Below are 21,462 nucleotides of genomic sequence, written 5' to 3' on the forward strand. Positions count from 1 at the left end.
GATATTGGTCCCCTTATGCAAAACTGTGGTTGGTTGCTGGTTGTGAATTGGCATTTACCATTCGTTGTTGTAATAACTGGTTTACGGCATGATAACCAGTACTAATCGCAACACCACTGCCACAGCCTTCGGCGATTGGATCATAGCCACCTATATTTGAACCTGCGCAGAACAGATTATTGACCACTTTACCTGCTAACATAGGATTGAATTTGTGATTGGTTTTGATGCCTAATGATAAAAATGGTTGTGAGTTAGCGGCAAAAAATTGCGGGTTATACCATGTATTACGCGCTTGAATGCTGTTCATGTCTAAGTTAAATACTGGTTCTTGTAATTTGTCATGGTGAGCAATTAGCCCTTTATTAAAAAAGCTACCGGATGCGAAGATATAGTTATCTGCAGTTAATGGCATGCTTTCTAAATTACGAGTATAAATGCGTTTAAGGATTAGCTCACCATTATTATGATTACTGCTATAGTCTTCAATCATATCGCCATGCGTGACTTGGTCGCCTTTTAACAGCATGCCGCCTGCCTTGATAAATAAATCAATCATGGTTTCTTCAAGGCGGATCCCCAGCATTGACGGTGGCATAGTCGGTACTTCATGAAAGGTTAAATTGGTTAATGCATGTAATTTGTTAAGGACCGACAGCCCCATGCCATCGCCTGTTATGGCAGGTAAGATCACTAGGTCATCCGGTGTTGCGATAGCGTTTAGCTTAGTCGCTAACGCCTCAACTTCATTTTCGTTATTTAAAATACGTGCAATATCAATCGAGCGCAGCTCACAAGCATTACGTTTAAGCCCTGAGAATCCATCAATCGAAATGTTGGTATGCGTTATTTCTACGTCTTTAAATTCGGGGATCTGGAGCAAATTATCGGTGACCATCTTGGCATTAAAATCACGGAAATCATTAATTTGCACGACCACAATACGGGTGATGGAATGTTCAGCTAGTCGTATTGGAAGTTGTTGTACATAAGGTTGCGATAACCAGGTTGATTTTAACGTCCCCAGCGGGGTGATGCGGAAATGATTGTCACCGTTGTCTTGTTGCGTTAATGGAATACCTGCGGTGGTCAGTAAATTTTTATACCACTCAAGGGATTCAAATACGGTCTCTTTACCCACCTTACTATACGGGTGGTCAGGAAATTCATCGGTAAATTGATTAAATATCGTTCCAGGATTGCGAATAACCTTACCAGTCGGCGTATGTGAAAGCAGATCGATAGAGCCTGATGAAAAGTGCAGGGCGCTTTGACCATTGGAAATGATAGCTGTTTTTAATCCAGCTTCGAGGCTACGTAATCCTGCGGTATAACCGGCAATACCACCGCCAATAATGATGCTATCAAATTTCATAATATTCCTTATCTGCTTGTTTTTCGCCTAGCTTGTTAATGTCTGTGGCGCCAAATAGACCTTCATATAGCCAATAGGTAAATTCAGCTTCTCGCAGTGCATCCCCAAATAACACAGGCTTAATGCCTTTCCAGCGCTCTTCAAAAAACTGCATTAATAATTTACTTGATTCATGACCGCTACAGTTGGCAAAGTCACAAAATAGACTGGCAGCACGATAGGTACACAGTTCACCCTGGCACGAACCCATGCCTAAGCGAGTACGTCGTCTTAAATCAACCAAATTGGTGACATCGAGTTGTTTGATCGCGTATTCAATTTCACCAACAGATACCATTTCACATTCACAGACTATGGATTTTCCTTTGGTACTTTGATCGAAGGTGACAACGGCCGTTTCACCGTGACGATGAGTAGCCGCTTTGGTGGTAAATACGGTTTTTTTAGGTTTATTATGTTTATTAACAACAGAACCGGGCAGTGGTTGTAAATGGGTGGTACAGGTGCTGGTATTACCTAGTTTTCCAGCAATAAGGTCTGTGGTCATTTCAGCCATTAAGCGACAGGTCATTAACTTGCCACCTAGAATACTGCTAAAGCCTGCTAAACCATCGCGCTGTTGATGATCGAGTAATACAATACCACGACTGATGTTGCGGCCATCACCCCCGCTTATATCAACGAGAGGTCGCACGCCTGCATAAGCCCGTAAAACTCGGGTTTGTGCGAGTATTGGTGCCAGTTTAGCGCCCTCTTCAATAAGAATGTTGACTTCTTTGTCACTGATCTTTAGGGCATCGATATCTTTGTAATCAATTTCTTCTGAAGTGGTACCAATTAACGAAATAGAATCGCCGGGTACTAAAATATCGGCATCGGCAGGTTTACGGCAACGATTGATAACCAGATCATTAATACGGTGTTCGAATACTAATAATGATCCTTTGGCAGGTAACATTTGCACGTTGAGGTCTGCGTAGTGGCAAATATTTTTACCCCAAATACCCGCGGCATTGATAATTTCTTGGGCATACACTTCAAACTGTTCATTGGTACGGGTATTAATGCATTTTGCGCCGATGATACGATCGCCAATGCGGATCAAGGATTTAACCATTGAATAGGTAAGCAGTTTTGCACCATGGTTTTTTGCATCTAATACATTCGACGCGCATAAGCGGAAAGGATCAAGGGTGCCATCGGGGACTTTGACTGCGCTGAGTAAACTGCGATTTACATTCGGTTCAAGGTCGATCGCTTGCTGCGGTGTGAGTCTTTGGGTACTGATACCTGCACTCGTGCAAGCGTCAATAAAGGTAGTCTGAAAATCCAGGTCATCTTCTGGCAAGGTAATAAATAACCCGCTGGTATCTTCGATACAGTGACTGGCGATATCTTTGAGGATCTTGTTTTCTTGAATACATTCTCGTGCTGACTCACTGTCAGTGACCGCATAACGCGCGCCGGAATGTAATAAGCCATGATTACGACCTGTTGTCCCTGAGGCGATATCACCTTTATCCAGTAATATACATGCTATGCCACGTAATGCGCAATCGCGCATAATACTGGTGCCAGTCGCACCACCACCAATGATCAAGACTTCGCTATTGAAACAGGCTACTTTTCCCATAATTCATCCATATATTCTGGTCAATTAACTACTTATAAGTATGACGAATATATTCGTATGAAGATTTGATCTCAATCATAAATGCTCGAAATCGAAATCAATTTGCGTGTTTAGTTTCCAAATCGAACGTGTGGGTGTTTTACGATATGCCAGTATCGATCCTGGCTAGTGTTTGTTACGTATTTTGTTATTGGTTTTTATTGTAATATTTTGTATTATTGTTGTAGTGTTTTAAATATAATCTTGTCATATGAGTATGCCAGCGGGAAGTGAAGATGAGTATCAAGGTACAACAATGAATCGTCGTATGAATGGTTTTACATTAATTGAATTAGTAATTGTTATTATTGTGTTGGGTGTATTAGCAGCAACCGCAATTCCTAAATTTATTAATCTGCAAGACGATGCCAATCGTTCAGCACTTAAAGGGCAGTTTGGCGCATTTGCAAGTGCAGTAACACTATATCACAGCGGTTGGTTAGTGGCAGGCAACACGGGTGCTATTGAAGATCTCGCAAGTTTCGGTGACGGTGATGTCGATTCAACTGCTACCGGTTATCCTTATGCAACAGGAGGCTTAGATACCCCCCCTTTTACTGCTTGCGAGGAATTATGGACTGGACTAACTGATACATCGGTGACAATTGCGTATGTGGAAGATGCTGATTTAGATTCAGCAGATGTTGATATTGCTTATACTTACAGTGTTAATGCTGACAGCACTTTGGATACTTGTATTTATCGAGCGTTACATTTCATACAGACTGGTCAGAAAAGGCTAACTATGAACTATAAGGCAGATACAGGTGAGGTTACAATTAGGTAGGTTCGATTTAGTGGTGAATAACCTACTTATCCTCGATACCGTGTATTAGCTTTTACATTGCGGTACGAACAGCATTCTTTATGCCAATGCTAAAATGCTTTAAATCTCTGACAAATAAAATCAATCAATACTTTTAATCGGGCGGGTTGATAACGATTACGTTGATCTCTATGTCGTGTATTGGCGCGTTATTGTGCGGTACTGATTTTTGATGAAAGCGCCAACGTTTGATGCTGCCAGTTAAACAATTATGCTGTTCTAAATCCTTTGGATGAGTAATGGCCGCATGTTTAGCAAGGTAACTGGGACTGGCCAATACCTGCACTTTAATGTCGGTGAGCTTTCGAGCCACTAATCCAGAATCTTCTAACTCACCCATACGCACGACCAAATCAAACGCTTCTGCAATTAAGTCTACCCGTTGGCTGCTAAAATCCAATTCAACCTCGATATCAGGGTACTGTAAATTAAACTCGCTGATAATGTTCGCTAGAATATCCTCGCCAATCACCCCTCCAACACAGTTAGTACAAATGCTGCCTTGTAATTGCTCGGTGTCATTTTTAGCTGCGATTACGGCTTGGTTGATGGTTTGCAATGCGGTAAGGCATTGTTGAAAGAATTGCTCTCCAACTAGGGTCAGACGTTGGGCGCGAGTAGTTCTAACGATAAGTTGTACACCTAATTGCTGCTCTAGCTAAAGCAGAAGCGTTATACGGTCCAACAGATCTATTGATTAACAATGCTGGCATGATGTTATTAGGTCAAATCGATACTCAACCAGCTGAAGAATTCAAAACTATGTTCGATATTAATGTGATTGCATTATTAAACGGCATGCAAGCAGTACTTGCGCTAATGAAAGCCCGTAACACAGGTACTATTATTAACATCAGTTCAATTGCGGGTCGTAAAACTTTCGGCGCACACGCTGCTTACTGTGGTACTAAATTTGCGGTACACGCTATTACTGAAAATGTACGTGAAGAAGTTGCTATGTTAGATGTGCGTGTAATTATTATCGCCCCTTATTATCTCGATAAAAGCGTAATATACCTCTATTTGATTATCTGTGAATTGAATATACCTGCCTTTATTATCCTGTTGTGTGACCGCAACAACGAAATACCATGCCTTCTGATCGGATGAGTATTCGGCTTTGTTATCGGTAACCTAATTAATAGCATAGATAGAAATAGTGTCGTTTTAAAGCATTTGCGTAATAACAGGCCTATTATTAACACGCGGCGTAGCTTTAATCACACAGAGGAAACGTGACATATATGGTTGCTGGCTTCGCTTACAATGTCAAAACACCGAGGTTGTTTATAGTACATTAATGGTCATTATAGAATTAAATACGGGGAAAAGACTAAAAGTGAATATCCATAAAGTATTATTCACTTGAAATAGTACTAGTCGTGTTGGTTTTATGTTAATTATGTGACACATATCAAATTATTGTCAATGCTTCTGTTAATCAGTTGTTACTTCGTAGATGTTGTAGAAAAATTCCCTTATGATTATTTTGTGTTCCCGATTCAGAAAAAATAACTCTTTCAAGTCGCTATTTGGCTTCTTAAACTGATATTTACAATAATAAAAATAGACAAGGAAATTAATATGAAGGTTACAAAAATAGCTTTAATACTAGGTCTAGCATCAACACTACCCAATTTAGTTAATGCTGCAACATTAGAGCACGTGATGAAAAAAGGCGTATTAAACTGTGGTGTTTCTACAGGGATCCCTGGTTTTTCGGCGACTGATTCAAAAGGCATTTGGAAAGGTATCGACGTTGATTTTTGTCGTTCAGTTGCAACCGCGGTATTAGGTGATGCTTCTAAAGTTAAATATATTCCACTGACAGCGAAAGAACGTTTCACTGCGTTGCAAAGTGGTGAAATTGATCTTTTAGCACGTTCATCTACTTGGACTGCAACTCGAGATACCTCACTGGGTTTAAACTTTGCAGGTGTGAACTACTATGATGGTCAAGGTTTTTTAGTTAAAAAAGATCTTGGCGTAACGTCAGCGAAACAACTCGATGGTGCTTCTTTCTGTATCCAAGCTGGTACCACAACAGAACTTAACTTAACAGATTACTTCAAATCTAATAACATGGAATATAAAGCGGTCACGTTTGATACATCAGGCCAAACACTTGATGCATTCAAAAAAGGTCGTTGTGACGCCGTTACTTCTGATGCTTCACAGCTGTATGGCTTAAAAATAAAATTTGATAATCCGAAATCAGTTATGGTTTTACCTGATATCATTTCTAAAGAACCACTGGGTCCAGTTGTTCGTCAAGGCGATGATGCATGGTTTAACGTGGTACGTTGGACCTTATTCGCAACACTAGAAGCGGAAGAGTTAGGTGTAAATTCAAGTAATGTTGATAAGCAGTTAAAATCTAATAACCCATCGGTGAAACGTTTATTAGGCGTGACTGGTAAAGCCGGTGAAAACTTAGGTCTTAAATCCGATTGGGCTTACCAAATTGTTAAGCAAGTTGGTAACTATGAAGAAATGTTCGAGAACAACGTAGGTAAAAATTCACCTCTTAACATTGACCGCGGTCTCAATAATTTATGGAATAAAGGCGGCTTAATGTACGCAATGCCAATTCGATAAATTAATACCTAGTCACTTCACCTTCTCATCATTACGTTTTGTTGAAGTGACCTTGGTATATCGGGGGCTTGGCCCCCTTTTTAAAAGGTTTATTTTGTTATGAATAATTCAAAGCTCCCTCCGACTTCCCTCGGTTTATTTAACAGCCCCAAAAATCGCGCTCTTATTTTCCAAGTGCTTTCTTTAGTGGTTGTGGTTTTATGCCTTTTTTACTTCGTTAACAACATGTTTGATAATGTAGCAAAAAGAGGCATAACAACCGGTTTTTCGTTTTTAAGTGAAACGGCTGGTTTTGGTATCAGTCAATCGCTTATTCATTATGATGATACCAGCTCGACTTTTTTAGATGTATTTATTGTTGGTTTATTAAATACAATGTTAGTGGGTGTGATCGGTATTATTTTAGCTTCGGGACTTGGGTTATTGATTGGTATTGGTCGTTTATCGCCTAATTATTTAATCGCTAAATTGTCTCTGATTTATATTGAAACATTCCGTAACATACCCATTTTATTACAGATTTTATTTTGGTATAACGTGGTGCTTGCGACGCTACCTAGCCCCCGTCAAAGTCTTTCTTATTTCGACTCTATTTTTATCAACAACCGTGGTTTGATCATTCCAGATCCTATTTTTGAATCAGGTAGTTTATCTATATTAGTGGCGTTTGTGCTTGCTTGTATCAGCGTTGTGTATCTATCTAAATGGGCCAATAAGCGACATGATTTCACGGGTGAAGAATTCCCTGTTATTCGGGTTAGCATGGGTATGTTGATCGGTGCGCCATTGTTAATGTTTTTCCTTGCAGGGCAACCTATCAGCGCTGAATATCCAGTATTGAAAGGCTTTAACTTTAAAGGTGGTATCACCATTATTCCGGAGTTACTGGCGTTGATTTTTGCGTTAAGTATCTATACCGCGACCTATATTGCAGAAGCAGTGCGTGCGGGGATTGAAGCTGTACCCCAAGGGCAAAAAGAAGCGGCAAAATCATTGGGTTTAAAAGAACATGTGATCTTGCGTAAAGTTATTTTACCGCAAGCATTACGGGTGATTATTCCACCCGTGATCAACCAATACCTTAACCTCGTGAAAAACTCGTCACTGGCAACCGCAATCGGTTATCCAGAAATTGTGACCTTGTTCTCTGGTACAACGCTTAACCAAGTTGGCCAGGCGATTGAGATCATTTTAATGACGATGGCGGTATATCTTGTTTTCAGTATTGTTATTTCACTGCTGCTGAACTGGGTTAATGCAAGAATGGAAATTAAAGGAAGATAATATGGCTGTTTATACAATGAAAGAGGCCAAACCTGCACCTTCAACCAGTAAGGGGCTTGTATTTTGGTTTCGAGAGAATTTATTTTCTACTATTCCTAATACACTGTTAACCTTGCTTGGATTCTATTTTATCTATACGACGATACCACCGCTGTTGGATTGGATGATCTTTGATGCGACCTGGAGTGGTACTAAAGAGGAAGTCGTAAAAGAAGGCGCTCGTTGGATCTTTATCATCGAGAAATTTGATCAATTTATGTATGGGTTTTATCCTGAATCCTTACATTGGCGTCCTAATTTAGTCGCTGTAATTAGCTTAGCATTTGTGTTTTTGGTACCACGTATCAACAATATCAAAGTGAAATTAGTGATCATGTTACTGTTTCCATTCGTCTGTTTTACACTGATTAGCGGTGGTTGGTTTGGTCTTGAAGTCGTTGGCACGGAAAAATGGGGTGGCTTAATGCTGACCATTTTGGTTGCTGCTGTGGGTATTATCGCCTCATTCCCAATCGGTATTTTATTGGCGTTAGGTCGTCAGTCCGACAATATGCCGATTGTGAAATTTCTGTGTATTGGTTTTATTGAATTTATTCGTGGTGTACCGTTAATCACTATTTTATTTATGGCGTCGGTAGTGTTGCCGCTGTTTTTTAGTGATGGCATCAATTTTGATAAATTATTACGGGCGTTAATTGGTATCACGCTGTTCCAAGCGGCTTATATTGCTGAGGTTATTCGTGGTGGTTTGCAAGCCATTCCGAAAGGCCAGTATGAAGCGAGTGAGTCATTAGGCTTAACGTATTGGCAGGGCATGATCTTGATTATCTTGCCTCAGGCGTTAAAGATCTCGATACCGAATCTGGTTGGTTCATTTATCTCGTTATTTAAAGATACTACGCTGGTATTAATCATCGGTTTATTCGACATCCTGGCGATGGTTACGCTGACAAACAGTGATACTGATTGGCTTGGTTTTGAAATCGAAGGTTATGTATTTGTTACTATGATCTATTGGGTATTCTGTTTCAGTATGTCGCAATACTCACGTGTGATCGAACGACGATATAATACCGATCATTAATAATTACCGTAAATTTTACAGTTTAAAACTGACCATTTACGTAAGGTAATTGGTATAAGGAAATATCATGGCAGAACAAGATTATATGATCAGCATGAAAGGCGTTAACAAATGGTATGGCGATTTTCACGTACTTAAAGACATTAATTTAAATATTAAAAAAGGTGAAAAAGTGGTTATCTGTGGCCCATCAGGGTCGGGTAAGTCAACCACTATTCGTTGTTTAAACCATCTTGAAAAGTTTCAAGAAGGTACGGTCAGTATTAACGGCACTGACCTGATTGATGATGTAAAAGTGGTACGTCATATCCGCTCGCAAGTAGGGATGGTATTCCAACATTTTAATTTATTCCCGCATCTTACTGTATTGGAGAACTTGTTATTAGCGCCAATATGGGTACATAAGAAACCACGTCATGAGGCAATTAAAACCGCGATGGAATATCTAGAGCGGGTGAAAATTGCCGATCAAGCGCATAAGTTCCCTAATCAGCTTTCTGGTGGTCAGCAGCAACGTGTAGCGATTGCCCGTTGTTTATGTATCAATCCTGAGATCATGTTGTTTGATGAACCGACTTCAGCACTGGATCCAGAAATGGTATCAGAAGTGTTAGACGTAATGGTTGAACTGGCAGATGAAGGTATTACCATGATTTGTGTAACCCACGAAATGGGCTTTGCTAAGAAAGTTGCTGATCGTGTTATCTTTATGGATGCAGGTCAAATTATTGAAGAAAATGAACCGCATGAGTTCTTTGATAATCCGCAATCAGATCGTCTAAAAATGTTTTTAGATCAGATCTTATCGCACTAAGCTAGTCGCTACTACAACAGTACTTACTACTAACAGTATGTGCTAATAAGAAGCCTTACTCTGAATCCGTTGTTATAATGGGGTAGGGGTAAGGCTTTTTATTTACAAGGAGATGAATATGATTGAAATGATAGATATCGAGATTGATAATGCCATTGCATTTCAAATGTCTGGAAAAATAACGAAAAACGATATGTCTTTGGTCCTTAATGCGGCAAAAGAAAAGATTGAACGTCACGGCAGTATTGTGCTTCTCGAAAAAATTGATTCTTTTAAAGGCGTTGAACTCGCGGCATTGATTGAAGAGTTTAAATATCTTTTTGATGTGGGCATTGCCAATATAGACAAAGTGGCTATATTAACGGATAAAAAGTGGATAGAAAATATTGTTAATATTGAAGACAAGATATTTAGAAATATTGATATGCGGTGCTTTACGCTAGAGCAACAGCCTCAAGCCATTGCGTTTCTTAAAAGCGCAGATCTCTCTTACTCGTAATAAATAGTGTCGCTTTACAAAGATTACTGATAAATGATTTAATTTAATCTGATAGCGACTACATATTAGTTATAATGCACATTATGGAAATTAAATCATACTCTAACCAATGGGCTGCTGAGATAACGGACTTGTTTTATCAATCCGTTCACGCCATAGATCCTTCCGTATATACACCAGAACAGAAAGAAGCTTGGGCACCAACACCGCCTGATTATGCAGCGTGGTCTAAGCGATTAGATGAAAAAAGACCGTTGGTGGCAATAATAAATGGTCAGGTCGCTGGTTTTATCGAACTGGATACCGATGGTCATATTGATTGTACTTACACACACCCAAACTTTCAGGGAATGGGGGTCGCGTCTGCACTTTATGAGCACTTACTTACGGAAGCAAGACTCAACAATATCGAACGTTTATATGTTGAAGCATCATTTATTGCTAAGCCGTTCTTCAAGCATCGCGGATTCACGACGGTAAAGAAAAATACCGTGCAACGAAATAGTGTAATGTTAGTTAATTTCACAATGGAATTCGATATGACAACTAGCTATCCCGATTTTGATCCTGATTATCGTGAGGATGCGCCAACTATTACAGATGTAGAAGCATGGACTGGTTATGCGGTTCTTGAATTCGGTGCATCTTGGTGTGGGCACTGTCAGGCTGCGGAGCCCGTGGTTAAAGCTGTGCTGGTGGACCATTCTGAATTACCGCATATCAAAATAGCTGACGGTAAAGGTAAAATACTGGGGCGTCGGTTTCGAGTTAAACTTTGGCCAACGTTAATATTGTTAAAAGACGGGCAGGAGGTTGCGCGTATTGTCAGACCCTTGGTTGCAGATGACGTGAAATCGTTCTTGAAGGTTATACATGAAAATTGAACTTGCCAACATGGAACACTTAAACGCTTTTAAATCCTATGTTGATGAATGTGTCGCTGACGGTATCGTGCTTTATGAGTTTATCTTTAGTCATTATGAAGGTTACCTTAAAAAGCGCATTGCTTACGCACGTGGCGAACAATTACCGAAAGGCTGGCCGCCTATAACGACCTATTTCTGTATTGATAATGGCGTTATTCTTGGTTCAATACGAGTTAGGGAGGGGGGCAATGATTACATTGAAAATGTAATCGGCCATATCGGATATGAAACGAGATCGTCTGCGAGAGGTAGAGGAGTCGCTAAGTTCATGTTGGCTTATATTCAAGATACGCTACTCACCGAAAGTGTTATTATCAGCTGCGACCCTACTAATATTGCGTCGCGTAAAGTCATTGAAAGTTGTGGGGTTGAGTTTATTAACGAATATTATTATGAATCAGAAGATCTACAAGTACGCCGATATCAATTACATTCTGCAGCGGTTAAGTTATCTTAATTGCTGCAATAGATCACCGCGAGTATTAAAAATTAAACTGTAAACCAACTCCGCACAGTATTCGATTTCAGACTCATCACCGATATCAATGTAAGCAGCATCGACAATAAATTCAAGTTGATGGCTAAAATGCATTGTTAGCACAATAGCGGCATTAAAGCCTATTTCGTTATCAAAATTATCGTTGGCAATGCTTGTTGAACCTGATTTAATTTCGACTTTTTTACCGAATGCATAGATTGCCCCATTTTCAACAGTCAGATCCAATTTGGGATGAAGCACTAAGCGTGCTGGTATTTAGCACATTTTACATTTCTTGTTAAATGAGCTAAATAGTGGTGAGTACATTTTATTTATGGCGATACAGATAAGCAGTATAGCTATAATTAGTCGGGTTAAAGTATGAATAAATAAGGAGTTTTTGATTGTTGCAATTTAGTTAAATGTTGATACTCTGGATGAATGATTATTTAAAATAAAGACGTATGATGTGCTGTATACCCAAGCATCTTGAAGTAGCTTGGGTATATTAGTCGTTGTACTCTGTAGATTCATATTGAAAAGGGATTTTATGCATATCAAAAAAGCTTCATTGGAAGAATTAAACGATCTCGTTAGTTTATTTGATCAATATATGGTGTTTTATAAGCAACCATCAGCGCCACAAAAGTACCGTCCGTATTTAGGTGAGCGTTTGATGAATAACGATGCGACCGTGTTTATTGCTTATAACAAAGCGGGTGAGGCAATGGGTTTTGTGCTGAACTATCATTCGTTTTCATCGGTATCCTTGGGCAAAATTATGGTCTTGAACGATTTGTTTATTGCACCAGCATACCGCAGGCAAGGCCTGGCTAATGAGCTAATTCATCGGGTAGTTCGAGAAGCGAAAAACACAGGTGCTATTCGCGTTGACTTAAATACCGCACAAGATAATTTCTCAGCGCAAGCACTGTACGAAAAACTCGGGTTTGTAAAAGATACTGAATATTTCAGTTATCGTTTAGCGGTGAGTGCTTAATAACGAATACCAATACGTTGATAGATAAAGCCAAGTAACCAAGCTGGGCCAACTAATAAGAACTGCAGATCCTCGAAGAACGAGGGTTTCGCCCCTTCAATTTATTGGTTTTGTTTTGGTGGCTGACCCCATATTCATCAAACCATTGTTGTGCTGTTCTCGATTGACGTGACTTTATTGACAGTAAAATAATAAAGCCCAAGTGCAGGCGATACACTTGGGCTTAATGTTGATTTATTACTAACTGTCGTTATTTAACGAGTACAGCCGATAGTACGTCAAATAATGCATCAATTTCGCTGGTGGTATTGTAGTGCATAAAGCCAATACGGATCACGCCACCTTTGTCTAAGATACCTAATTGTTTGCATAAGCCAATTGCATAAAAATGACCGTTCCATACACACATATTATGTTGACCAAGCAGGCCTGATACATCTTCTGGTGATGCATGGTCGATGCGGATAGAGAAGGTCGGGGTACGCTCTGCTAATCGGTCCATATCATCGATGCCGTATAGCGTCACGTTGCTGTATTGCGCTAACTTGGCAAGGAAGTGTTGGCTTAGTTGTTGTTCATGGGTTTGATATAGCTCGAAGCTTTGCACCAGTCTTTCACGTAGCGGCAGTGCTTGATCACCAGCATGGGCAAGGTATTCAACCGCAGCGCTAAATCCAGCTAAGGCTTCAAAACTTTGGGTACCGGTTTCAAAGCGACCTGGCCCTTGATTTGTTGCTGGCTCGACTTTGTAAGGTGATAGAGTATGTAACCATTGTGGCGCTACATAAGCGATGCCTACGTGAGGCCCAAAGAACTTATAAGCTGAACAAGCTAAGAAGTCACAACCTAATGCTTGCACATCAACAAGCTTATGTGGCGCGTAATGTACCGCATCGATATAGACTTTGGCACCGACGGCATGTGCTGCTGCAATGATCGGTTTTACGTCTACCAATGAACCAGTGGTGTTCGATGCAAAGGTTAAAGCCACTAATTTAGTTTTATTGGAGATTAACGAGATTAAATGTTCGCTATCTAGCGTGCAGTCTGCTTCATTAACACGGGCTTGGTGTACTACAGCGCCTTTGTCATCCGCAGCTTGCTGCCAAGTTGATACGTTAGAGTAATGATCGAGTGAGGTCACAATCACTTCGTCACCCGCTTGCCAATCACGGCTTATCGCACGGCTTAACTGGAACGTCAGTGACGTCATGTTAGCACCAAACACGATATTATCTGGTGATTCGGTATTTAGTAATGCTTGACCGCTCAAACGAGCATTACGCATCACATCAACGGTCTTTTCACTTGAGAAAAAACGGCCGCCAAGATTCGAGTTATATTTACCTAAATAAGCTGTCATTGCATCAAGCACAGACTGTGGAACTTGTGAGCCACCAGGACCGTCAAAAAAATACACGGGCTCGCCATTTACTTGCTGTTGTAAGGCTGGGAAAGCTTGGCGGATTGACTCAATACATAAGTTCATAGGTTGTTCCTTTAATAATTTTTTTGCTAATGCAATGTTTACGTTTGCGTGGGTTACGCAGTGAATACGAATACGTCTCGTAGACCGCTTTTATCTTGTAGCGCTGGTAGTGTTTCTGTCACGTAGTGGAAATAACGACGATCGTTAAAAATGATAAATTGGTTTTCTTCAAGCGTGGTACTCATGTGCGGGTGCTGATCAACGGGTGACGAGAAGATCTGGGTAAATGCACCAGCAATGTTGTCTCTTTTTACACAGAAGATACCAACAAAATCAAAACCGTCTTGATGGATGCCTTCGGGTGCTGGCGAGCCTGACTTATCTTGTGAACACACCACACGGATCTGGTGAACGCCAATCGGCTGTTTGCTGGTATCGACGTTAGTACGTTCAAGAAACGCCTTTAATAAATTTTGAAAGTCAGGATGCTGGTCCAATAACGGTGAGATGTCTTCGAACTTACGCTCAACATTACCGATAAGGCGGTTTACATCAGATGACTGCATGAAGGTACTGGTCCCCAACTTTTCAAATTTATCATTGGTTTTTTGATACTGTGAAAATGCGCGGAATCGACAGTTGCTTTCAAGGTAAGGATCCACCCCTAAATCATTAAAGAAATTACCTAAATTTTGAGCGTAACTTGAGGGTGCTTGAAATGCTTCAATAAGAAATGATCCGTTCATGATGTAAATCCTTGGTTAATCAAATGTAGATGAGATGATTATCCGTGTATCGAGATAAGTTACAAGATGGTAGGGCAATTTCAACCGTTTATTTTATTAACGACTGGTTTACAGTTTCGTGTTGAAATTAAAGCAAAGTTTTTTGGTTCTGATTTGAACTTATATGTCGAAATATACAGTTTTACGATATCTGATTTTTTGATATGAAAAATGTTAATGATAACTGGCGCACAAAAAAGCCCAAGCAACCTTTACCTATATTTAATTAAAAGTAGTTTAAAGTAGTTAAACTTGGGCTTTCACTCATTTATGACGCGCATTGATAAAATGATTGAATCAATTTATAGTTTAGCGATTATTACTGGGTCATTATTACCGAGTAATTAAAGTTCGTTAACGAACTCAACGGCACGACCGATGTAGTTAGCTGGCGTCATTAATTTTAATTCCGCTTTAACTGCATCCGTTAGTTCGAGTGTATCGATGAATTCTTGCATAGCAGGACCATCAACACGACGACCACGAGTAAGCTCTTTTAGCTTTTCGTATGGTTTTTCGATGCCGTAGCGACGCATAACTGTTTGGATTGGCTCAGCCAAAACTTCCCAGTTACGATCCAGATCAGCAAGTAGCGCTTCTTCGTTAAGTTGTAATTTACTGATACCTTTTAACGTTGACTCGTAGGCAATAACAGAATAACCGATAGCAACACCCAGGTTACGTAATACTGTTGAATCTGTTAAGTCACGCTGCCAGCGAGAAACCGGTAGTTTCGCCGAAAGGTGATTAAATAGTGCGTTAGCAATACCGATGTTGCCTTCTGAGTTTTCAAAATCAATCGGGTTCACTTTGTGCGGCATTGTTGAAGAGCCAATTTCACCAGCAATGGTTTTTTGCTTAAAGTGGCCTAGACAAATATAACCCCAAATGTCACGGTCAAAATCAAGAATAATGGTGTTGAAACGTGCAATTGCGTCAAACAGTTCAGCAATGTAATCATGCGGTTCGATCTGTGTTGTGTACGGGTTCCATACAACACCAAGGCCAGAGACGAATTCTTCAGCGAATTCGTTCCAATCAACATCTGGATAAGCTGAGATGTGTGCGTTGTAGTTACCTACAGCACCGTTGATTTTACCTAAAATTTCAACGTTAGCGATTTGTAGCATTTGACGGCGTAAACGCACAACAACGTTAGCAAATTCTTTACCCATCGTGCTTGGCGTTGCAGGCTGGCCGTGAGTACGTGATAATAATGGTACAGCAGCATATTCTTTGGCTAATACTGTTAGGCTGTCGATAAGCTTTTCACAGTAAGGTAAAAGAATTGTTTCACGTGCTTCAGTTAACATTAACGCGTGAGACAGGTTGTTGATATCTTCTGAAGTACAAGCGAAGTGAATGAACTCAGACACTGCGTGTAGTTCTGCGTTATTAGCAACTTTTTCTTTTAAGAAGTATTCAACTGCTTTTACATCGTGGTTTGTTGTGCTTTCAATTGCTTTAATTCGCGCGGCGTCAGCTTCAGAGAAGTTATCTGTGATGCTGTTTAATGCTGCGTTAGCATCAGCGCTTAGTGCTGGTACTTCTGCAATTAAGTCACATTCAGCTAGTTTTTGTAACCAACGAATTTCTACTTGTACACGGTATTTGATTAGACCAAATTCACTAAAAATTGAACGCAGGGCTACTGTTTTACTACCGTAGCGACCATCGACCGGGGAAACAGCTGTTAACGCTGATAATTCCATTACATACTCCTTAGGTTAAATTCGAGCTAATTGTTGCTTTGCTTGCTCTACCATGTGTTTACGATTGAAAACTACCTGGCGACGTTGACCGCCTGTTTGTCGCCATAACACTGCTGAGCGAATACCGGCAAATAGTAATGCACGGATCTTATCTCTCACTAATGTCTGTTGTAGGAAATTTGTGGTTCCTGCAATTTGGATCTTGGTGCCAAGTGGGCTGATTAGGTCCACATAGATTGACGCCATGTTACTTAAAATTTGTGCATCCGTTAACTCATAATGATGAGTTTGACGTTTAACTTGCGAGATGCGTTCACCTAACATACCAAGAATATCCTTGCGCTTAGCCAGTTTACGCTCTAGCGCGATTAAGCCAATCATGTAGCGTGTTAACGCGCTATCAGGACCTTTAGAGGTATTACTTAACTGAGCAACGAGGGTTTTATAGCCTAATTCTAGGTTTGCGTATTCGCCATAAACCTCAATCGTTTGACTTGGGTCTGTTACGATCACACAACGTAAGGTATTGCTTAATTGTTTTTCATCACAATTGCCGGTTGTTGCAAGTTGGTGTACAAGTGCAGCAGCCTGACAAACGCCGGCAAAGGCGATATTTGATTCTTGGAAGTTAGTTGACACTGTTAGCCTCTAATTTGAACATCAATAATGGCGCCACCTAGGCAAACGTCATCAAGGTAAAATACCGCTGATTGACCTGGTGTAACGGCAAGTTCGGGTTTATCAAACGTTACTTCAATTTGGTCTTCGCCGATTGGTGTCACTAAGCAAGGTACATCAGTCTGACGGTAACGTGTTTTGACCGTACAACGTAATGGCTGTGTTAATGGTTCGCGGCTAACCCAATGGAGTTGCGAGGCCATTAAACCGGTCGAGAATAAACGTGGGTGATTGTGACCTTGTGCCACAAGTAATACGTTACGCTCCATATCCTTATCAACGACATACCAAGGTTCTTGGCTGTTGTTGTTTTTCATACCGCCGATATGCAGGCCTTTACGTTGACCCAGTGTGTGGTACATCAGACCTTGGTGTTCACCAATTTCTTCGCCATCAACACTTTCTATCTTACCCGGTTGTGCTGGTAGATATTTGCTTAAAAATTCAGTGAATTTACGCTCACCGATAAAGCAAATACCGGTACTATCTTTCTTGTTTGCAGTGATCAAGCCTTGCTCTTTAGCAATACGACGTACTTCTGGCTTTTCTAATTCACCCACAGGGAATAATGAACGTGAAACCTGGACATGATCTAGCGTGTATAAGAAATAGCTTTGGTCTTTGTTGCTGTCTAAGCCACGTAACATTTCAAATTTACCATCGGCTTTTTGACGACGGCTAACATAGTGACCCATAGCAATATAGTCAGCAGCAAGTACTTCGGATGCAAACTGCAGGAATGCTTTAAATTTGATTTCTTTGTTACAAAGAATATCTGGATTTGGGGTACGACCTGCTTTGTATTCAGCTAAGAAGTATTCAAATACGTTATCCCAATATTCAGCAGAGAAATTAATAGCGTGTAACTCGATACCTAATTTGTCACATACTGCTTGTGCGTCTGCTAGATCTTCTGCTGCGGCACAATATTCATCATTATCGTCATCTTCCCAGTTCTTCATGAACAGGCCTTCTACTTGGTAACCTTGCTGTTGAAGCAGGTAAGCAGAAACAGATGAGTCAACACCGCCGGACATGCCAACGATTACTTTTTTAGTGCTGTTTAACGCTTTAGTACTGGCGTCGATTGTAGTATTTGTCATAGGACCTTTTAATTACTCTTGTAGTAATGCAAATAAAGTTAAAGGCTTTTTTGCTTATGTATTAAATATATTGTTGAAATAAGCGTGCTGAGTACAGTTAATGACCCTTCTCTGATGAGCAAATTTCAATGCCGCGAATTTTACCATGAAGACCAATGCAAAAACAGGGTTTGGTACTAATTCATCATGTTAATGCTGCTTTCAACTAGCTCACCTGGTTGGATATTATCCAGTGTCCAAGGACCAATGCGATAGCGGATCAAACGTAGGGTCGGGTGACCGATATGTGCAGTCATGCGACGTACTTGACGGTTTCGCCCTTCAATAATGGTAATGGCTAACCAGGTTGTGGGAATATTTTGGCGCTCACGGATTGGTGGTACCCGCGGCCATACGCTCGGTGCAGTCATTATTTCAATTTTAGCGGGTAGCGTTGGACCGTCTTTTAATACGATACCGTAGCGTAAATCGTTCAGTTTCTCTGGGCTTGGTTCACCTTCAACTTGTACCCAGTAAGTTTTTTCTGTTTTCTCACCAGGTTGAGTCAACTTTGCCTGCAAACGACCGTTGTTAGTTAGCAGTAATAGACCTTCGCTGTCACGATCTAGGCGACCTGCGGCGTAAATATCCGGCACCTTGATATAGTCTTTTAAAGTCTCGCGGTTATCCGCATCGGTAAACTGGGTAAGTACCATGTAAGGTTTATTGAATACATAGACTTGGGTTGGGCCGCTTTCTTTGGGGTTAGTATGTGGTGGGCGATTGCTCTTACCACGGGGTTTTACCGTATTGGTGTAGCTAATTTGGATCTTTTTAGCCTGTGCAGACGGGCTTTTTTTTCTACCTAGAGTTAGTTTTGATTTTACGGGTGATGCTGCTGGTGCTGGCTTTGACATGGTATCGCTAATATTTAAGATGCTTATAAGAGGATTGTAGCAAATTTTTAAGATTTATTTATAGGCTAATTTAATTGACCGCTAAAATACCCAAATATGATAACGGCTATTGTTTGTGCATAGGTTTAGAGTTATAAAACTCTGTTGGTAGTACTGGCTTCAGCCTTTCAGAGAGATACCGCGCACCCTGTCTGGTGGTGTGCACTTCATCATAGAAAAACGGCAAACCATTTTTATCGACGACATTGCATCTTTTAACCGGACAGAATGCGTTAGTCATATTAATAAACTGATACCCTGCATCCTGATTTTCACGGAAAAATTTATTATTTTTAATATTAGTAGGAGGCAGTGACTTGAGCACCACTTCACCTACCTCCTTCCCATCTTTAAAAGCATTAACCATTATAATTGGCAGTGGTTTATGCATACCTTTATTACCGATAATAACTATTTTTGCTTGTGGATTTTTTTGTTTTATCACTTTAATTGCTTTGAGGTTATAGTCTAAAGACCAGTTACGCCAATTCATCGCAATGAAAATATAGTCAGCACTTAACAAGCGCGCATCAGCGGTTATTTTTCTGATCCTTTTACCGCATTTAAGTAACTTTGTCTCGCCGATATGTTCAGAGAGGTTGACTCTGTCGTAGAGCGCATTTAATGGTTTAGGTAGGTGGTAAAACACACCACACTTAGCGGATACTTTTAGCGCCATAAAATTAATTTTGTCATTATTCATAACATTGATTTTCTCATTGACGACATTAGCAAAGTCAGCCGATTGTGAATCACCGATAAACATCACATTTAATTTATGCTCATCAATTTTATGTCTTTTGAGTTTGTCTATCATTTGCCAAGTAAAAAGCTCACCTTTATCTGATTGTTCTAAATTGGCGGCAATAATGTGTTTCGGTATACCGGATATTTGATATAATAGAAAGGGTGTCGATTTATAAAACACAACAAAAAACAAAGTCGTAACGAGTGTGAAAATAATGGTGTTTTTATGGGTTTTAAACTGATTTTGTTCAATGAGATAATAACTAAGCGCCCCAAAAACAACAGACAACATTATGCCAATTGGCACCCAGTTATCCCATTGGTAATACGCGCCATAGACCGCAATAGGCCAGTGCCAGAGGTAGATTGAGTATGACCATTTACCGATCGTTTGAAACAGAAAGTTATTGGTTAAAACACTTTTTCCCCGGTTACTTAGCAGGATGAGGTAGGTGCCAAATACAGGCACGCAAGCCATGTAACCAGGCCAAGGCGTCATTTTAGACGTGAACGAAAATGATAATAACATTAACGTAATGCCAGTAATTTCGAGTAACCTTTTTTGATTTTCGTGTAATTTTATCGGATAGAAATAAGCGACGCCGCCTAATAACATTTCCCAAGCGCGCGTTGGGAGAGAAAAATAAGCGAAGGTAGGCCATTTTTCTGTTGCGACAACGCAAAATATAAACCCGAGGATAGTGGCAACGATCAACAGGCGTTTTAAATTTTCGAGAGAGAAAAATTGTTTTAAAAATAGCAGTATAATGGGATATATAATATAGAACTGCCATTCGACGGACAATGACCAGGTATGTAGCAACCATTTTTCATAGGCGCTGGCATCAAAGTAACCAGACTCATAAAAATAAGTAATGTTGGAGATAAAAGTAATGCTGCTAGCGACATGCTGACCTAAGGTTAGATAGTCGAAAGGTGGCAATATAAACCAAGTAACGAATAATAATATGCAGCAAAGGGCTGCAAGCGGGGGAATGATTCGATTTGCTCTGCATAAATAAAAATCAACTAAATTTAATGAGTCGGTGTTTAAGCCTTTAAAGATGATGCCTGTCATTAAAAAACCTGAAATGACAAAGAAAATATCGACACCCGCGAAACCTCCAGGCGCGAGGCTCGGATTAAAATGGAACAATACGACAGCAATCAATGCAATTGCTCTTAACCCATTTAAATCGGTTCTAAATTTCACTTGTCTACCTTATGAGCAGCAGTACTCGCGACCTTTACTTTAAAGTGCATAGTAATACTTTATTTTACGTCATTTTATCAGAGTTGTTCTATTTTAAATCACGCTTTAAAAATAAACGCCAGTGATCATGGTGTAAATAGGACATTGCTGACATTTATACCCAAGTTACTTTAAAATGCTATATTAGTGTTGAGAGGGTGGAAGGGATTTATTATGAGGTCATAAAAAACCCCGCAATAGACTTATCTATTACGGGGTTGCTGCTAAATAACGATGGTCTGTTATTTGTTAAACATTGTTATTC

Annotated in this window: 20 protein-coding genes and 1 pseudogene; 10 read left to right on the forward strand and 11 right to left on the reverse strand. The window is 40.1% G+C overall.

The genetic code is table 11. The annotated features are described in order from the left end of the window. Positions 1 to 13 precede the first annotated feature (13 nt). Complete coding sequence (glpB, locus tag MORIYA_RS19960; RefSeq protein ID WP_112718098.1) at positions 14 to 1,375, reverse strand: glycerol-3-phosphate dehydrogenase subunit GlpB; 1,362 nt, start codon at positions 1,373 to 1,375, stop codon at positions 14 to 16. Next, a complete protein-coding gene (glpA, locus tag MORIYA_RS19965; protein WP_112718100.1) occupies positions 1,365 to 3,008 on the reverse strand; it encodes an anaerobic glycerol-3-phosphate dehydrogenase subunit A in 1,644 nt (547 codons plus the stop codon). The genes glpB and glpA overlap by 11 nt, the downstream gene beginning before the upstream one ends. A gap of 295 nt (positions 3,009 to 3,303) precedes the next feature. Between glpA and MORIYA_RS19970 the strand changes: the two genes are divergently transcribed. Beyond that, complete coding sequence (locus tag MORIYA_RS19970; RefSeq protein ID WP_112718102.1) at positions 3,304 to 3,834, forward strand: type II secretion system protein; 531 nt, start codon at positions 3,304 to 3,306, stop codon at positions 3,832 to 3,834. A gap of 133 nt (positions 3,835 to 3,967) precedes the next feature. On the opposite strand, the gene MORIYA_RS19975 is transcribed toward MORIYA_RS19970, so the two are convergent. Beyond that, positions 3,968 to 4,432 carry a substrate binding domain-containing protein gene (locus tag MORIYA_RS19975; protein WP_232011690.1) on the reverse strand — a complete coding sequence of 155 codons (465 nt, stop codon included), beginning with the start codon at positions 4,430 to 4,432 and terminating at the stop codon, positions 3,968 to 3,970. Positions 4,433 to 4,521: 89 nt separating this feature from the next. Here MORIYA_RS19975 and MORIYA_RS19980 point away from each other — a divergent pair. The 8 genes and pseudogenes from MORIYA_RS19980 to MORIYA_RS20015 all read left to right on the forward strand — a co-directional run. Then, a pseudogene (locus MORIYA_RS19980) lies at positions 4,522 to 4,863 on the forward strand (SDR family oxidoreductase); the annotation flags it as partial. Between the two features lie 594 nt (positions 4,864 to 5,457). After that, on the forward strand, positions 5,458 to 6,471 hold the full coding sequence (locus MORIYA_RS19985) for an amino acid ABC transporter substrate-binding protein (RefSeq protein ID WP_112718104.1): 1,014 nt from the start codon (positions 5,458 to 5,460) through the stop codon (positions 6,469 to 6,471). A 225-nt stretch (positions 6,472 to 6,696) separates the two neighbouring features. Then, positions 6,697 to 7,755: an amino acid ABC transporter permease gene (locus MORIYA_RS19990; protein WP_232011691.1), complete on the forward strand. Its 1,059-nt coding sequence runs from the start codon at positions 6,697 to 6,699 to the stop codon at positions 7,753 to 7,755. A 1-nt stretch (position 7,756) separates the two neighbouring features. Beyond that, positions 7,757 to 8,839: an amino acid ABC transporter permease gene (locus MORIYA_RS19995; RefSeq protein ID WP_112718108.1), complete on the forward strand. Its 1,083-nt coding sequence runs from the start codon at positions 7,757 to 7,759 to the stop codon at positions 8,837 to 8,839. Between the two features lie 67 nt (positions 8,840 to 8,906). Continuing rightward, a complete protein-coding gene (locus MORIYA_RS20000; RefSeq protein WP_112718110.1) occupies positions 8,907 to 9,653 on the forward strand; it encodes an amino acid ABC transporter ATP-binding protein in 747 nt (248 codons plus the stop codon). A gap of 118 nt (positions 9,654 to 9,771) precedes the next feature. Next, positions 9,772 to 10,152 (forward strand): SpoIIAA family protein, encoded by a 381-nt coding sequence (locus MORIYA_RS20005; protein WP_112718112.1) that lies wholly within the window; start codon positions 9,772 to 9,774, stop codon positions 10,150 to 10,152. A gap of 83 nt (positions 10,153 to 10,235) precedes the next feature. After that, the gene (locus MORIYA_RS21730) at positions 10,236 to 11,036 is read left to right on the forward strand and encodes a GNAT family N-acetyltransferase (RefSeq protein WP_112718114.1); all 801 of its coding nucleotides are present in this window, start codon (positions 10,236 to 10,238) and stop codon (positions 11,034 to 11,036) included. Next, complete coding sequence (locus MORIYA_RS20015; protein ID WP_112718116.1) at positions 11,026 to 11,535, forward strand: GNAT family N-acetyltransferase; 510 nt, start codon at positions 11,026 to 11,028, stop codon at positions 11,533 to 11,535. The genes MORIYA_RS21730 and MORIYA_RS20015 overlap by 11 nt, the downstream gene beginning before the upstream one ends. Here the strand turns inward: MORIYA_RS20015 and MORIYA_RS20020 are convergent. Then, a complete protein-coding gene (locus MORIYA_RS20020; protein WP_232011692.1) occupies positions 11,527 to 11,817 on the reverse strand; it encodes a hypothetical protein in 291 nt (96 codons plus the stop codon). The two genes, MORIYA_RS20015 and MORIYA_RS20020, sit on opposite strands and share 9 nt — an antisense overlap. A 289-nt stretch (positions 11,818 to 12,106) precedes the next feature. On the opposite strand from MORIYA_RS20020, the gene MORIYA_RS20025 reads away from it, so the two are divergent. Next, complete coding sequence (locus tag MORIYA_RS20025; RefSeq protein WP_112718118.1) at positions 12,107 to 12,556, forward strand: GNAT family N-acetyltransferase; 450 nt, start codon at positions 12,107 to 12,109, stop codon at positions 12,554 to 12,556. Positions 12,557 to 12,806: 250 nt separating this feature from the next. Here the strand turns inward: MORIYA_RS20025 and MORIYA_RS20035 are convergent, their stop codons facing one another. The 7 genes from MORIYA_RS20035 to MORIYA_RS20065 all read right to left on the reverse strand — a co-directional run bounded on the left by MORIYA_RS20035 (position 12,807) and on the right by MORIYA_RS20065 (position 21,158). After that, the gene (locus MORIYA_RS20035; protein WP_112718122.1) at positions 12,807 to 14,045 is read right to left on the reverse strand and encodes a cysteine desulfurase-like protein; all 1,239 of its coding nucleotides are present in this window, start codon (positions 14,043 to 14,045) and stop codon (positions 12,807 to 12,809) included. Between the two features lie 53 nt (positions 14,046 to 14,098). Beyond that, positions 14,099 to 14,731: a 2OG-Fe dioxygenase family protein gene (locus MORIYA_RS20040; protein ID WP_112718124.1), complete on the reverse strand. Its 633-nt coding sequence runs from the start codon at positions 14,729 to 14,731 to the stop codon at positions 14,099 to 14,101. 383 nt (positions 14,732 to 15,114) lie between these two features. Continuing rightward, complete coding sequence (gene purB / locus MORIYA_RS20045; protein WP_112718126.1) at positions 15,115 to 16,482, reverse strand: adenylosuccinate lyase; 1,368 nt, start codon at positions 16,480 to 16,482, stop codon at positions 15,115 to 15,117. Positions 16,483 to 16,497: 15 nt separating this feature from the next. Then, entirely contained in the window at positions 16,498 to 17,121 is a 624-nt protein-coding gene (gene hflD, locus MORIYA_RS20050) for a high frequency lysogenization protein HflD (RefSeq protein ID WP_112718128.1), read from the reverse strand. A gap of 2 nt (positions 17,122 to 17,123) precedes the next feature. Beyond that, positions 17,124 to 18,263, reverse strand: coding sequence for a tRNA 2-thiouridine(34) synthase MnmA (gene mnmA / locus MORIYA_RS20055; RefSeq protein WP_112718130.1), 1,140 nt, complete (start codon positions 18,261 to 18,263; stop codon positions 17,124 to 17,126). A gap of 176 nt (positions 18,264 to 18,439) precedes the next feature. Further along, positions 18,440 to 19,159: a pseudouridine synthase gene (locus MORIYA_RS20060; RefSeq protein ID WP_112718132.1), complete on the reverse strand. Its 720-nt coding sequence runs from the start codon at positions 19,157 to 19,159 to the stop codon at positions 18,440 to 18,442. A gap of 106 nt (positions 19,160 to 19,265) precedes the next feature. Next, positions 19,266 to 21,158 (reverse strand): acyltransferase family protein, encoded by a 1,893-nt coding sequence (locus MORIYA_RS20065; RefSeq protein ID WP_112718134.1) that lies wholly within the window; start codon positions 21,156 to 21,158, stop codon positions 19,266 to 19,268. Positions 21,159 to 21,462 lie beyond the last annotated feature (304 nt).

The organism is Moritella yayanosii, from assembly GCF_900465055.1.
Classification (GTDB): domain Bacteria; phylum Pseudomonadota; class Gammaproteobacteria; order Enterobacterales; family Moritellaceae; genus Moritella; species Moritella yayanosii.

Coding starts and splice junctions, on each gene's coding strand:
- glpB (WP_112718098.1), bottom strand. CDS start 1,375: ATGAAATTTGATAGCATCATTATTGGCGGTGGTATTGCCGGTTATACC.
- glpA (WP_112718100.1), bottom strand. CDS start 3,008: ATGGGAAAAGTAGCCTGTTTCAATAGCGAAGTCTTGATCATTGGTGGT.
- MORIYA_RS19970 (WP_112718102.1), top strand. CDS start 3,304: ATGAATCGTCGTATGAATGGTTTTACATTAATTGAATTAGTAATTGTT.
- MORIYA_RS19985 (WP_112718104.1), top strand. CDS start 5,458: ATGAAGGTTACAAAAATAGCTTTAATACTAGGTCTAGCATCAACACTA.
- MORIYA_RS19990 (WP_232011691.1), top strand. CDS start 6,697: ATGTTTGATAATGTAGCAAAAAGAGGCATAACAACCGGTTTTTCGTTT.
- MORIYA_RS19995 (WP_112718108.1), top strand. CDS start 7,757: ATGGCTGTTTATACAATGAAAGAGGCCAAACCTGCACCTTCAACCAGT.
- MORIYA_RS20000 (WP_112718110.1), top strand. CDS start 8,907: ATGGCAGAACAAGATTATATGATCAGCATGAAAGGCGTTAACAAATGG.
- MORIYA_RS20005 (WP_112718112.1), top strand. CDS start 9,772: ATGATTGAAATGATAGATATCGAGATTGATAATGCCATTGCATTTCAA.
- MORIYA_RS21730 (WP_112718114.1), top strand. CDS start 10,236: ATGGAAATTAAATCATACTCTAACCAATGGGCTGCTGAGATAACGGAC.
- MORIYA_RS20015 (WP_112718116.1), top strand. CDS start 11,026: ATGAAAATTGAACTTGCCAACATGGAACACTTAAACGCTTTTAAATCC.
- MORIYA_RS20025 (WP_112718118.1), top strand. CDS start 12,107: ATGCATATCAAAAAAGCTTCATTGGAAGAATTAAACGATCTCGTTAGT.
- MORIYA_RS20035 (WP_112718122.1), bottom strand. CDS start 14,045: ATGAACTTATGTATTGAGTCAATCCGCCAAGCTTTCCCAGCCTTACAA.
- MORIYA_RS20040 (WP_112718124.1), bottom strand. CDS start 14,731: ATGAACGGATCATTTCTTATTGAAGCATTTCAAGCACCCTCAAGTTAC.
- purB (WP_112718126.1), bottom strand. CDS start 16,482: ATGGAATTATCAGCGTTAACAGCTGTTTCCCCGGTCGATGGTCGCTAC.
- mnmA (WP_112718130.1), bottom strand. CDS start 18,263: ATGACAAATACTACAATCGACGCCAGTACTAAAGCGTTAAACAGCACT.
- MORIYA_RS20060 (WP_112718132.1), bottom strand. CDS start 19,159: ATGTCAAAGCCAGCACCAGCAGCATCACCCGTAAAATCAAAACTAACT.